The organism is Elioraea sp. (assembly GCF_022842375.1).
In the GTDB taxonomy this organism is placed as follows: Bacteria; Pseudomonadota; Alphaproteobacteria; order Acetobacterales; family Acetobacteraceae; genus Elioraea_A.
Map to the genome: position 1 here is coordinate 17,797 of NZ_JALHPR010000016.1, position 13,108 is coordinate 30,904.

Here is a 13,108-nt window from a genome sequence, read left to right on the forward strand (position 1 = left end):
AAGGTGGGAGGCCCATAGGGTGGGAGATTGGCGAACGACCCGGGCAAGAACCCGTTACGGCTGCTTCCTTCCGGACCTGACCGGGTTGGCGAGGAGCCCGTCCGCCACCAACCTCCCACAACGGATGTAGCATGCCATGCCCGTCCCGGAACACCCCCGCCCGGCGCACAAGGCGGGAACCGCCATGCCTCTCCCGCGTTTGATCATCGTTCATGCGAACAGGAGGCGTTCATGCGAACAGCAGGGACAGGATGGCCATGACCACATCGCCACGCCCGAAGCCCAAGCCTGGCGCGGATGATCCCGCCGGTCCCCCCGATGCGCCGGGCCGTCCGGACAGCGGCCGCCTCGTCACCGAGGAGGTGCTGGAGGAGGGCCTGCCGGAGGACGAGAAGCGCGAGGATGCGCCACCGCCTGCAGCACACCCACCATCGCCACGCGCCCCGCGCCGGTGACGCCGCGCGCCCGAGCGCATGGACGGCGGCTGCCGGTCGTGGCACGGTCGTCTCACACACATGCCGCCCGCCACGCGCCCCAACGCCTACACCGGAAGCCCGATCGACCGCGCCGCGAACCGGCGCGACGATGCGGCATTCATCGCTGCTGCGCTGGCTGACCCTGCAACGCTGTTCGCCCCCGTATGGCGCGCGAAATCACTGCTTCGCGGCGTCGAGGCGGGCGCGCCCGAAGCGGTTCTCGTGACCACGCTCGCGGCAGCGACAATGGGGATCGAGCAGCGCCCGCACGGCTTCCTCGGCCTCTGGGGCGAACGTGCCGTGTTCGCGCTCGACCTCTCCGCTGAGGAGGACCCCGCCCCCCTGCTCGCGGAGTTGGGCGGCGTCGCTTTCACCGATCTGCGCCAGGTGGCGGGGCAGCTCGACCCGCTCGAGGCCTCCGTCCTCGCGCATGCACGGGGGCTGATGCACTGGCGCACGCGGCACGGGTTCTGCGGCGTCTGCGGCGGGGTGTGCGCGCCCCGCTCCGCCGGCAATGCAATGGTCTGCACGCAGTGCGGGGCAGCGCATTTCCCGCGCACCGACCCGGCCGTCATCATGCTCGTCTCCCACCGCGACGCTGGCGGGGAGGAGCGTTGCCTGCTCGCCCACAGCCATCGCTTCCCGCTGGTGAAGATGTATTCGACGCTCGCCGGCTTCGTCGAGCCAGGCGAGAGCCTGGAGGAGGCGGTGGCGCGCGAGGTGTTCGAGGAGGCCGGCGTGCGCGTGCGCGACGTCACCTACCACTCGTCGCAGCCCTGGCCGTTTCCCTCCTCCATCATGCTCGGCTTCTACGCCGTGGCCGATGACCCGACGCTGACGGTCGATGGTGAGGAGTTGCAGGATGCGCGCTGGTTCACGCGGGCGGAGTTGCGCGACATCGATGCGCTCGGCCTTCGCCTGCCGCGGATCGACAGCATCGCCCGCCGCCTGATCGAGGATTGGATCGCATGAGGGGCGCGGCTGTCCTGCTTTTGCTCGCGCTTGCCGGGTGCACGACGCGTGCGTTTCCCGCGCCCGAGGGCGTGGCGTCCAGCGATCCCCGCCTTGCCGAATGCCGGCGCGAGGCGGCGTCCTCGCCACGCGCGAAGGAGATCGGCCGCAGCATGCCGCCACCGACCTTCGGCGACGCCTATGCCCGCGCGCTCGAGGACCTACGGAACGCCGAACTTGACGCCTTCAACGACTGCATGGTGAGGACGGGCGCGATCGCCCGGCCCGCGAGCGGCGTCGAGCGCGTGCGCGCCCCGTCCTTCGACCCGCGGCCTGCCGAGAGCCCCGGCAGCGCACTCGGCCAGGCGCCACGGCCAGCACCCGTCGGGTATTAGAGCCTGCTCCGTTTGGACGGATCATGCTCCAGCCGTTCCTTGCGAGGACATGGCTGACCCGATCCCCTATGCCGCCCTGCTCACCACGACCTTCCTGCTGGCCGGGGTCGTGAAGGGCGTGATCGGGCTCGGGCTGCCGACCGTGGCGATGGGGCTGCTCGGGCTCGCCATGCAGCCAGTCGAGGCGGCCGCCCTGCTGCTGGTGCCTTCGCTCGTGACGAATGTTTGGCAGCTGCTGGCCGGCCCGCGTTTCGGTGCCCTACTGCGCCGGCTATGGCCGATGATGGCAGGCGTCGTCGCCGGTACGCTGGCGGGGGCCGGGGTGATTGCGGGCACGGCGGTGGGGACCGCGACGGCATTCCTCGGCGCGGCGCTCGCGGCCTATGGCATGGTCGGGCTGGCGAAGTTGCGGCTGCGGGTGCCGCCCGCGGCCGAGCGCTGGGCAGGGCCGCTCGTCGGCACGGCAACAGGGCTGGTCACCGGCGCGACCGGTGTCTTCGTCATCCCCGCCGTGCCTTATCTTGGCTCGCTCGGGCTGGCGCGGGATGAGCTGGTGCAGGCGCTCGGCCTGTCCTTCACCGTCTCCACCCTGGCGCTCGCCTGCGGCCTCGCGCTGCATGGGGCTCTCCCGCTTGCGGCCTCGGCGGCCTCGCTGCTCGCGGTGCTGCCGGCGCTGGCGGGCATGGCGCTCGGCGGCTGGCTGCGGGCACGGGTGCGGCCGGAGACCTTCCGGGTCTGTTTCTTCGTGGGGCTGCTGGCGCTTGGGGGCCAACTCATCTGGCGAGGCGTCGCGTCTTAGCGGCCAGGGCCACCGCCGGAGTCTGCTCCGGGTCGAACCCCGATTTTTCGTCGCATTTCAGTGCTTAGTCGCCCGCGCCCATCTCGTCGCGGTAGGGGTGCATCGGGTAGACGCCGAGGATGCGGGTCTCGCGCGAGAAGAACTGCAGCTCCTCGAGCGCACGCCGCAGCGGGCCCTGCTCGGGGTGGCCCTCGACGTCACACAGGAACTGCGTCGCGGTGAAGGCGCCGCCGACCATGTAGCTCTCGAGCTTGGTCATGTTCACGCCGTTGGTCGCGAAGCCGCCGAGCGCCTTGTAGAGCGCTGCCGGCACGTTGCGGACGCGGAACACGAAGGTCGTCATCAGCCCCGGCGTCTCGGGTGGCGGCGGGGCGGCCTCGCGCGCCATCACGTAGAAGCGCGTCGTGTTGTGGGCCGCGTCCTCGACATTCCTGCGCAGGATCTCGAGGCCGTAGATCTCTGCCGCGAGGGAGGAGGCGATGGCCGCATCCTCCGTCCCGCCCATCTGCGCCACATGCTCGGCGGCACCGGCCGTGTCGGCCTCGATCACGGGCGTCAGGTTCAGCTCGCGGATCACGTTCCGCACCTGGCCCAGCGCAACGGCATGGCTGCGGGCACGCTTCAGTCCGGCGATCGTCGCCCCCTTCGGCGCGAGCAGGCAGTGCTCCACACGCTGGAACTGCTCGCCGATCACATGCAGGAAGCTGTCGGGCAGCAGGCGGTGGATGTCCGGCACGCGGCCGGCGAGGCTGTTCTCGCAGGGCAGCATGGCCAGCCTCGCCTGGCCCTCGCGCACGGCCACGATCGCATCCTCGAAGCTCGGGCAGGGCAGGGTGTCGAGGCCGGGATAGGCGTTGCGGCAGGCGAGGTCGGAATAGGCGCCGGGAACGCCCTGGAAGGCGATGCGGTCGGTCACGCGGTGTGTCCCTCAAGAAGAACGCGGGCGCGGGCAAGATCCTCGGGCGTGTCGACGCCGAAGGGGGCGGTGGCGATGCGCGCGCAGGCGATGGTCATCCCCGCCTCCATGGCGCGGAGCTGTTCGAGCTTTTCGCGGAGTTCGAGGCCCGAGGGCGGCAGCGCCACGAACCGTGCGAGCGCTGCCCGCCGCCAGGCATAGATGCCGATGTGGTGCCAGAGCGGGCCGGAGCCGAACGGCACCGGCAGGCGGGAGAAGTAGAGCGCGCGCGCCGTCTCCGCTCCCTCGGCGAATACCACCGCCGCCTTGACGAAATTGGGCGCCGACGCCTCCGACGCGTCGTGGATCGCCGTCACGAGCGTCGCGATATCGATGGCCGGGTCGGCGAGCGGGGTGAGCACGGCGCGGATCGCGGCCGGGTCGAGCGTCGGCAGGTCGCCCTGGAGGTTCACCACCACGTCGTGTTCCCCAGCAGGGTCGAGTGCGGCGAGTGCGGCGAAGCAGCGGTCGGAGCCGGAGGGGAGGTCAGGGTCGGTCATCACCGCCACGCCGCCGGCGGCGCGCACCGCGTCGGCGATCTCGGCCTCGGCGCACGCCACCGCGACGGGGCCGACGCCGGCCTCTCGGGCACGGTCGAGTACATGGGCGATCATCGGCCGCCCCGCGATGGCGGCAAGCGGCTTGCCCGGCAGGCGGGAGGAGGCCATGCGGGCCGGGATGAGGACGATCGGGTTCACCGGTGGGCGCTTTCGGCAGCGAGAAGGGTTGAGACCATCGGGGCGATGCCCTAATGGAATGCGGTAATCGATAGGCGCGATCCTGGGAAGCCCCCCACGTGGCGGGGCAAGGCTGCGTCTCCGCCGAGCAGGGATGGTGTGAACCAATGAGCATGGAAGTGAACAAGGCCTTCGCCGCGCTCTTGCTGGCGGGTATCCTGTTCATGGTGACGGGCATCCTGGGTGATGCGCTGGTCCACCCCAAGCGTCTCGAACAGTCGGTCCTGCAGATCGCTGCCGCGCCGGCCGCGCAGGCACCGGCAGCCGCCCCCGCCGCCGCGGCGATCGAGCCGATCGGCCCGCTGCTGGCTGCCGCCAACCCGCAGAACGGCCAGACCATCGCCCAGCGCCAGTGCGCCGCCTGCCACAGCTTCAACCAGGGTGGGCGCAACGGCGTCGGCCCCAATCTCTGGAGCATCGTCGGCGCGCCGCATGCGCATGCCGAGGGGTTCAACTACTCCGCCGTCATCGCCGGCATGAAGGCCACGCCCTGGGACTACGAGGAGCTGAACAAGTTCATCGCCGCCCCGCGTGCCTATGCGCCAGGCACACGCATGGCGTTCAACGGCATCGCGTCCGCCAGCCAGCGGGCTGACCTGATCGCCTATCTCCGCAGCCTCGCCACCGAGCCGAAGCCGCTTCCCTGAGGGAGGCGGGCCGTGACGCATGATCTCGACGCCTGCGCCCGGGTGGCGGAGGCTGCGGCCGATGTCGCGGCCGCTGTCATCCGCCCCTTCTTCCGCGAGCGCATCGGCATCACCCGGAAGGGCGATTCGAGCCCCGTAACGGCGGCTGACCGTGCTGCCGAGCAGGCAATTCGCGCGGTGCTGGCGGAGCGCTTCCCCGATCATGGCGTGATCGGCGAGGAATTCGGGGCGGAGCGGGCCGACCGTTCCTTTCAATGGGTGCTCGACCCGATCGACGGTACGAAAAGCTTCATCACCGGCCGTCCGTGCTTCACCACGCTGATCGCGCTGCTTGATCGCGGCATTCCGGTGCTTGGGCTGATCAACCAGCCGATCACCGGTGAGCGTTGGCTCGGCCTCGCGGGCCGCGAGACGCGGTTTACCGCGCCTGCCGGCTATGGCGCACCCCCTCCTGGTTCGTGGGCACGGACGCGAGAGGGGGTGGTGCTGGCCGAGGCGCAGCTCTCCTGCACCACGCTCGACCTCTTCACCCCCGAGACCCGACCGCGCTGGGAGCGTCTTGCCGCCCGCGTCGGCCAGGTGACGTGGGGCGGCGACGCCTATGCGCATGGGCTGCTCGCCCTCGGCGGCGTCGATCTCATCGCCGAGACAACCTACAAGATCTGGGACTGGGCGGCACTCGTTCCTGTCATCGAGGGGGCGGGCGGCGTCATCACGGACTGGAACGGCGCGGCACTCAGGCCAGGCGCCGATGGCTCGGTGCTCGCGGCGGGTTCCGCGGCGCTGCACGGCGCGGCACTCGGGGTGCTGGCGGAAGCGTGAGGAGCCTGTCATGCCGGTGAGGAAACTGGCGTGAGCGTTATGCGCGGGCGCGGCAATCTCCCTTGCGGCGCGCATTGTCTGGCATGATCTATTCGCCTCCGGAATTTCGAGGCAGGAGGGCTTCCGATGCGTCGGCGTGAGATCGTTACCGCTTCGCTGGCGGCACCGTTCGCGGCTGCCCTTCCCCTACCCGGCCTGGTGCGGGCGCAGGGTGCCTCCCGCCGCACGCATGCGCTGAGCCTGCTCGGCGAGCCGCGCTATCCGCCCGACTTCAAGCACTTCTCCTACGTGAACCCGAACGCGCCCAAGGGCGGCGAGGTCACGCTCGCGGCGATCGGCAGCTTCGACAGCTTCAACCCCTTCATCGTGCGCGGCGTGGCGGCGGCCGGCATCGGTGCGCTGTGGATGACGCTGCTGAAGGGCTCTCAGGACGAGGCCTCGACGGAGTACGCCAACCTCGCCCGCGAGGTCGAGATCGCCAATGACGGCACCTGGGTGGCGTTCGAGCTTCACCCCGATGCGCGCTGGCATGACGGCCGCGCCATCACCGCCGACGATGTGGTCTGGACCTTCACGACGCTGCGCACATCCGGCCGGCCCTTCTATCGCGCCTATTGGGGCGACGTGACGGAGGTTGCTGCCGAAGGCCAGCGCCGTGTGCTGTTCCGCTTCCGTGATGGCGGCAACCGCGAGCTGCCGCTCATCCTCGGCCAGCTCATGGTGCTGCCGAAGCACTGGTGGGACGGGCGCGACTTCACCCGCCCGCTGCTCGAGGCGCCGCTCGGCGCCGGCGCCTACCGCATCGATGGCTTCGAGGCGGGGCGGACGGTGAACTACCGCCTGGTGCGCGATTTCTGGGCGCGGGACCTGCCGACCGAGAAGGGCACCGACAATTTCGCGCTGATGCGCTACGAATATTTCCGCGACGCAACGGTCGCGTTCGAGGCGTTCAAGGCGGGGCAGATCGATTTCCGCTCCGAGAACATCGCGAAGGAGTGGGCCACCGGCTACGATTTCCCCGCCCGCCGCCGCGGCCTCGTGAAGCTCGACGAGATCCGGCACGAGCTGCCTACCGGCATGCAGGGCTTCGTGATGAACATCCGCCGCCCGCTGTTCCAGGACCGGCGCGTGCGCGAGGCGATGATGCTGGCCTTCGACTACGAATGGTCGAACCGCAACCTGTTCTTCGATGCCTATGCGCGCACGAGCTCCTATTTCTCCAACTCCGAGCTCGCCTCCTCCGGCCTGCCCGCGGGCGAGGAGCTCGCACTGCTCGAACGCTTCCGCGGCAGGGTTCCGGCGGAGGTGTTCACCACCGAGTTCAAGCTTCCGGTGACCGACGGGTCGGGGAACAACCGCGACAATCTCCGCCGTGCGCTGACGCTTCTGCAGCAGGCGGGCTGGACGGTGCGCAACCAGAAGCTGGTGAACAGCCAGGGCCAGGCCTTCACCTTCGAGATGCTGCTCTCCTCGCCCTCGTTCGAGCGCGTCGCACTGCCCTATGCGCAGTCCCTCAACCGCCTCGGCATCGAGATGCGCACGCGCACGGTCGATACCGCGCAGTACCAGGCGCGCACCGACGCGTTCGACTTCGACATGACCGTGGACGTGTTCGGCCAGAGCCTGTCGCCCGGCAACGAGCAGCGCGACTACTGGACCTGCGAGAAAGCCAGGATGGAAGGCTCGCGTAACTCCATCGGCGTGTGCGACCCGGTGGTGGACGAGCTGGTCGAGCTCGTGATCAGCGCGCCGGACCGCGAGGCGCTGATCACCCGCACGCGTGCGCTCGATCGCGTGCTGCTCTGGGGCCACTACGTGGTGCCGCACTGGCACTCGCGCGTGTTCCGCGTCGCCTTCTGGGACAAGTTCGACCGCCCGGCGACACCGCCGCGCTACGGCCTCGGCTTCGACACCTGGTGGGTGGATCCGGTGCGCGAGGCGCGGGTGGCATCGGAACGTCGCTCGGGCGGCGGCTGAGGCACCCAAGCCGAGCATGGGGGCTTATCTTCTCCGGCGCCTGTTGCTCGTGATCCCGACGCTGTTCGGGATCATGGTGATCAACTTCGCCGTCATCCAGTTCGCGCCGGGCGGGCCGGTCGAGCAGATGATCGCCGAGTTGCGCGGCACGGCCGTGTCGGCAACGGAACGGATCACCGGCGGGCAGGGCGAGACGCTGCGCGCACCGGACCAGAATGTCGCCGGGGGAGGAACGACCGAGAGCGCCTATCGCGGCGCGCGTGGCCTCGACCCTGCGATCGTGAAGGAAATCGAGGCGATGTTCGGCTTCGACAAGCCGCCGCTGACGCGGTTCGTCGACATGATGACGAGCTACCTCACCTTCGATTTCGGGCGCAGCTTCTTCCGTGACAGGTCCGTCATCGAGCTCATCCTCGAGAAGATGCCCGTCTCGATCTCGCTCGGGCTCTGGACCACGCTGCTCGTCTACCTGATATCGATCCCGCTCGGCGTGCAGAAGGCGGTGCGCGACGGCTCGCGCTTCGACCTCTGGACATCGGCCGTCGTGCTGGTCGGCTATGCCATCCCCGGCTTCCTGTTCGCGATCCTGCTCGTGGTGCTGTTCGCCGGCGGGTCGTTCCTGCAATGGTTCCCGTTGCGAGGATTGACGAGCCCCGGCATTGCCGAGATGAGCTTCGGCGCGCAGGTGGTGGACTATTTCTGGCACCTCGCCCTGCCGATCACGGCGATGGTGATCGGCGGCTTCGCCTCGCTGACGCTGCTGACCAAGAACTCGTTCCTTGATGAGATCAACAAGCAATACGTGATGACGGCGCGCGCCAAGGGGGCGTCGGAAACCCGCGTTCTCTACGGCCACGTGTTTCGCAACGCGATGCTGCTGATCATCGCGGGATTCCCGTCCGCCTTCATCGGCATCCTGTTCACCGGCGCGCTGCTGATCGAGATCATCTTCAGCCTCGACGGGCTTGGCCTCCTCGGCTTCGAGGCGGCGATCAGGCGCGACTATCCGGTGATGTTCGGCACGCTCTACATGTTCACGCTGCTCGGCCTCGTCATGCAGATCGTGGGCGACATCATGTACACCATCGTCGATCCGCGGATCGACTTCTCGGCCAGGCGCTGAGGGGCGATGCCGCTCTCACCGCTGAACCAGCGCAGGCTCGCGAATTTCCGGGCCAACCGCCGTGGCCATGCGAGCCTGTGGCTGTTCGCCGCGCTGTTCCTGTTCACCCTGTTCGCGGAACTCATCGCCAATGACCGCCCGCTGCTCGTGCGGTTCGACGGGTCGTTCTACGTTCCCGTGCTCGTCGACTATCCCGAGACGACCTTCGGCGGCTTCTTTCCGACCACGACCGACTACCATGACCCCGAGGTGCAGAGCCTGATCAACGAGAAGGGCTGGATGGTGTGGCCCGCCATCCCGTACCGTTACGACACCGTGGTCAAGAACCTGCCCGTTCCGGCACCCGCACCGCCCTCCTGGAACAACCTGCTCGGCACCGACGACCAGGCGCGTGACGTGTCCGCACGCATCATCTACGGCTTTCGCATCTCCATCCTGTTCGGCTTCACGCTGACCATCGTCTCCTCCATCATCGGCGTCGCAGCAGGTGCCGTGCAGGGCTACTACGGCGGGTGGGTCGATCTCGGCTTCCAACGCTTCATCGAGATCTGGTCGGGTCTGCCGACGCTCTACCTGCTCATCATCCTCGCCTCGATCATCACGCCGACATTCTGGATCCTGCTGATCTTCCTGCTGCTGTTCTCGTGGATGGGGCTCGTCGGCGTCGTCCGCGCCGAGTTCCTGCGCGGGCGGAACTTCGACTACGTGCGGGCCGCCAAGGCGATGGGCATGTCGGACGTGCGTGTGATGCTGCGCCACATCCTGCCGAACGCGATGGTGGCGACCCTGACCTTCATGCCCTTCATCCTCGCAGGCTCCGTCACCGTGCTGACCAGCCTCGACTTCCTTGGCTTCGGCCTGCCGCCAGGCTCTCCCTCGCTCGGGGAGCTGCTCTCGCAGGGCAAGAATAACCTCCAGGCACCGTGGCTCGGCATCACCGGGTTCATCGTTCTGGCCCTGCAACTGACGCTGCTGACCTTCATCGGCGAGGCGGTGCGCGATGCGTTCGACCCGCGCAAACTGCCGGGAGGCGGGCGCTGATGAACAAGCGGGTGACCGAACCGTTGCTGACGGTCAGCAATCTCGGCGTGACCTTCCGCGCGGGGACGAAGGACATCGTCGGCGTCGAGGGTGCCTCGTTCACCCTCGATCGCGGCGAGACGCTGGCGCTGGTCGGCGAGAGCGGGTCGGGCAAGTCGGTCACGGCACTCTCGGTGCTCCAGCTCCTGCCCTATCCCGCGGCGCGGCACCCGGAGGGATCGTCGATCAGGCTCGCAGGGCAGGAGATGATCGGTGCGGAGCTCGGCACGCTGCGCGAGGCGCGCGGCGGCATCGCAGGGATGGTGTTCCAGGAGCCGATGACGAGCCTGAACCCGCTGCACACGATCGAGCGGCAGATTGTCGAGGCGGTGCAGCTGCACCGGCCTCTCTCGCTCCCGGCCGCCCGCGCGCGGGCGGTGGAGTGCCTCTCGATGGCCGGCTTCGCCGATGCCGCCAACCGCCTCGGCGCCTTTCCGCACCAGCTCTCCGGTGGGCAGCGGCAGCGTGTGATGATCGCGATGGCGCTCGCGAACGACCCGGCACTGCTGATAGCGGATGAGCCGACGACGGCGCTCGACGTCACGATCCAGGCGCAGATCCTGAAGCTTCTTGCGGAATTGAAACAGCGCCTCGGCATGGCGCTCCTGCTCATCAGCCACGACCTCGCGATCGTCCGCCGCTACGCCGATCGTGTCTGCGTGATGCAGAAGGGCCGGATCGTCGAGCAGGGGCGCGTGGCGGATGTGTTCGACAATCCCCAGCACCCCTACACCCAGATGCTGCTCGCGGCAGAGCCCAAGGGCATGGCCGCACCGGTGGCCGCGGATGCGCCCGAGGTGATGGCGGGCGAGGATGTGAAGGTGCATTTCCCGATCCGCCGCGGCCTTCTCCGCCGCACCGTCTCGGTGATCAAGGCGTGCGATGGCATCTCGGTGCGCGTGCGCGAGGGCGAAACGGTCGGCCTCGTCGGCGAGAGCGGCTCGGGCAAGACGACGATGGGGCTCGCCCTGCTCGGGCTTGAACGGTCCGAGGGCATGATCCGCTTCGAGGGGCGCCCGATCCAGGGCCTCGACCGTTCCGCGATGCGACCGTTGCGCCGGCGGATGCAGATCGTGTTCCAGGACCCGTTCGGCTCCCTCTCGCCCCGCATGTCGATCGCCGAGATCATCGGCGAGGGGCTGGCGATCCACGAGCCGGGGCTTGATGCGGCGGCACGCGGCCGCACGGTGCGGGCAGCCCTCGATGAGGTCGGGCTCGACCCGGGTTCCGCCGATCGCTATCCGCATGAATTCTCCGGCGGGCAGCGCCAGCGCGTCGCGATCGCCCGCGCGCTCGTGCTCAAGCCACGCTTCATCGTGCTGGACGAACCGACCTCGGCGCTCGACATGTCGGTGCAGGCGCAGATCGTCGCGCTGCTGCGCGGATTGCAGGAACGGTATCGCCTCGCCTATCTCTTCATCAGCCATGACCTCAAGGTGGTGCGCGCCATGGCGCATCACGTCGTGGTGCTGAAGGATGGCCGGGTGGTCGAGCAGGGGGAGACGCATACGGTGATGGACGCGCCACGCGAGCCGTATACACGCGCGCTGATGGATGCCGCCTTCTCGCTGAAGGCGACCGAGGGCGGCGTGGTGCGGAGCTAGGGCGGTGGCGGATCGTCGTGTTCGTGATGCGCATGCCAAGCTCGTGCGTCTGGTTGCCGAGAAGCGGCTCATGCTCGGCGTCAACATCGGGCTGATGAGCCGGCCAGGCAGCCCCGTGTTCCGCCGGATCGAGACGGCGCTGCCCATCTTCATCGGCATCATGGGCACGATCGGCGGGGTCGCCATCGGCGGCCTGCCGCTCGGCATCGTCGCGCTCATGGCGGGGCTCGGCGTTTGGTTCCTCGTCATCCTCCCGCGGATGAAGGACCAGGTGTACGAGCGCACCGTCGGCTATGCCACGAGCGAGCCTGATGCCTTCGTGAAGGTGTGGGATGCCGGCGCCGTGACGCTCTCGCGCGACGGCGAGGAGTGCCGGCCACCTGACGGCGACTGGATGGAGTTCGTGCGCCAGAGCAGGACGCGCGAGGAACAGGACAAGGAGGACGGGTTGTCATGAGGCGTCTGGCATGAACGCGCTTCTGGTCTCGACCAAACCGGCGACCATGCAGGTCTGGCGCGAGGAACTGCTGGCACTGGACCCGGGCCTCGACATCCGCCTCTTCCCCGACACCGGGCCGGTCGAGGACATCGCCGCGGCGGTGACGTGGAACCACCCGCCGGAGGATCTCCACCGCTATCCCAACCTCAAGCTGCTGATCAGCATGGGTGCTGGCGTCGATCACCTGTTTCGCCCGCCGGGGCCGCCGCCTGGCGTTGCCGTGGTGCGCCTGGTCGATCGGCTGCTGACGACAGCGATGAGCGAGTACGTGATGCTCGCCGTCCTCCGCCACCATCGGCAGGACGAGGGCTACCGCGCTCTCCAGGCCGCGCGCGTGTGGGACGAGCTTCCCGCACCCGACACCGAGGCAACGCGCATCGGCATCCTGGGCCTCGGCAATCTCGGGGCGGATGCGGCGCGCAAGCTTGCGGCCCTCGGCTTCCGCGTCGCCGGCTGGTCGCGCACGCCCAAGGAGCTTCCCGGCATCGAGACGGTTTCAGGACAGGACGCGCTGCTGCCGTTTCTTGCGCGAACCGATATCCTGGTCTGCCTCTTGCCGCTGACGCCGGAGACGGAGGGCCTCGTCAATGCGCGCACGCTGGCCGCTTTGCCGCGCGGGGCCTACGTCATCAACCCCGCGCGCGGCGGGCATGTCGTTGAGGAGGACCTCCTCGCCGCCCTCGACCAGGGGCACGTCAGCGGGGCGACGCTCGACGTGTTCCGCACCGAGCCGCTGCCGCAGGACCACCGCTTCTGGGCGCACCCGAAGGTGATCCTCACCCCCCACGCGGCCTCGATCACGATCCCGCGCAGCGTCGCGCCGCAGGTCGTGGACAATCTCGCGCGGCTGCGCGAGGGGCGGCCGCTGGCCAACGTGGTGGATGTTTCGGTCGGATACTGAATACAGGATGCCGCTCGCGGCAGCGCAATGCATCGCTGCATGGGGTGCTTGCGAATTTGTATCGTTCTGTTTTCACGACGACGCAGCTGAAACCCAGGCGATGACGGAATCTGTTAACGAAAAGGCCCGGCACCTCACGGTG

At 68.8% G+C, this 13,108-nt stretch carries 14 protein-coding genes and 1 other RNA gene; 12 read left to right on the forward strand and 3 right to left on the reverse strand.

The window, feature by feature from the left end; all coding sequences use genetic code 11:
• Positions 1-22: 22 nt before the first annotated feature.
• Positions 23-113: signal recognition particle sRNA small type (gene ffs / locus Q0C38_RS14135), an RNA gene on the reverse strand.
• Positions 114-251: 138 nt separating this feature from the next.
• On the opposite strand from ffs, the gene Q0C38_RS14140 reads away from it, so the two are divergent.
• From Q0C38_RS14140 to Q0C38_RS14155, 4 genes are read left to right on the forward strand one after another with little or no spacing between them, the layout of a single operon-like run.
• Positions 252-455 carry a hypothetical protein gene (locus Q0C38_RS14140; RefSeq protein ID WP_291297747.1) on the forward strand — a complete coding sequence of 68 codons (204 nt, stop codon included), beginning with the start codon at positions 252-254 and terminating at the stop codon, positions 453-455.
• A gap of 60 nt (positions 456-515) precedes the next feature.
• Positions 516-1,448: an NAD(+) diphosphatase gene (gene nudC, locus Q0C38_RS14145; protein WP_291297748.1), complete on the forward strand. Its 933-nt coding sequence runs from the start codon at positions 516-518 to the stop codon at positions 1,446-1,448.
• On the forward strand, positions 1,445-1,822 hold the full coding sequence (locus Q0C38_RS14150; protein WP_291297749.1) for a hypothetical protein: 378 nt from the start codon (positions 1,445-1,447) through the stop codon (positions 1,820-1,822). The genes nudC and Q0C38_RS14150 overlap by 4 nt, the downstream gene beginning before the upstream one ends.
• Positions 1,823-1,871: 49 nt before the next feature.
• Positions 1,872-2,621, forward strand: coding sequence for a sulfite exporter TauE/SafE family protein (locus Q0C38_RS14155; protein WP_291297750.1), 750 nt, complete (start codon positions 1,872-1,874; stop codon positions 2,619-2,621).
• A gap of 64 nt (positions 2,622-2,685) precedes the next feature.
• Here the strand turns inward: Q0C38_RS14155 and Q0C38_RS14160 are convergent, their stop codons facing one another.
• Positions 2,686-3,537, reverse strand: coding sequence for a prephenate dehydratase (locus tag Q0C38_RS14160; protein ID WP_291297751.1), 852 nt, complete (start codon positions 3,535-3,537; stop codon positions 2,686-2,688).
• A complete protein-coding gene (locus tag Q0C38_RS14165; protein WP_291297752.1) occupies positions 3,534-4,274 on the reverse strand; it encodes a 3-deoxy-manno-octulosonate cytidylyltransferase in 741 nt (246 codons plus the stop codon). Before Q0C38_RS14165 ends, Q0C38_RS14160 begins: the two co-directional genes overlap by 4 nt.
• Before the next feature lie 146 nt (positions 4,275-4,420).
• On the opposite strand from Q0C38_RS14165, the gene Q0C38_RS14170 reads away from it, so the two are divergent.
• The 8 genes from Q0C38_RS14170 (at position 4,421) to Q0C38_RS14205 (ending at position 12,966) form a co-directional block, all read left to right on the forward strand.
• Positions 4,421-4,960 (forward strand): cytochrome c family protein, encoded by a 540-nt coding sequence (locus Q0C38_RS14170; RefSeq protein ID WP_291297753.1) that lies wholly within the window; start codon positions 4,421-4,423, stop codon positions 4,958-4,960.
• 12 nt (positions 4,961-4,972) lie between these two features.
• Complete coding sequence (locus Q0C38_RS14175) at positions 4,973-5,782, forward strand: inositol monophosphatase family protein (RefSeq protein WP_291297754.1); 810 nt, start codon at positions 4,973-4,975, stop codon at positions 5,780-5,782.
• A gap of 126 nt (positions 5,783-5,908) precedes the next feature.
• Positions 5,909-7,759: an extracellular solute-binding protein gene (locus Q0C38_RS14180; RefSeq protein WP_291297755.1), complete on the forward strand. Its 1,851-nt coding sequence runs from the start codon at positions 5,909-5,911 to the stop codon at positions 7,757-7,759.
• 16 nt (positions 7,760-7,775) lie between these two features.
• Positions 7,776-8,882 carry a microcin C ABC transporter permease YejB gene (locus Q0C38_RS14185; RefSeq protein WP_291297756.1) on the forward strand — a complete coding sequence of 369 codons (1,107 nt, stop codon included), beginning with the start codon at positions 7,776-7,778 and terminating at the stop codon, positions 8,880-8,882.
• A 6-nt stretch (positions 8,883-8,888) separates the two neighbouring features.
• A complete protein-coding gene (locus Q0C38_RS14190; RefSeq protein ID WP_291297757.1) occupies positions 8,889-9,923 on the forward strand; it encodes an ABC transporter permease in 1,035 nt (344 codons plus the stop codon).
• A complete protein-coding gene (locus tag Q0C38_RS14195) occupies positions 9,923-11,566 on the forward strand; it encodes an ABC transporter ATP-binding protein (RefSeq protein WP_291297758.1) in 1,644 nt (547 codons plus the stop codon). The genes Q0C38_RS14190 and Q0C38_RS14195 overlap by 1 nt, the downstream gene beginning before the upstream one ends.
• A gap of 4 nt (positions 11,567-11,570) precedes the next feature.
• A complete protein-coding gene (locus Q0C38_RS14200) occupies positions 11,571-12,023 on the forward strand; it encodes a hypothetical protein (RefSeq protein ID WP_291297759.1) in 453 nt (150 codons plus the stop codon).
• Between the two features lie 10 nt (positions 12,024-12,033).
• Complete coding sequence (locus Q0C38_RS14205) at positions 12,034-12,966, forward strand: glyoxylate/hydroxypyruvate reductase A (protein WP_291297760.1); 933 nt, start codon at positions 12,034-12,036, stop codon at positions 12,964-12,966.
• Positions 12,967-13,108 lie beyond the last annotated feature (142 nt).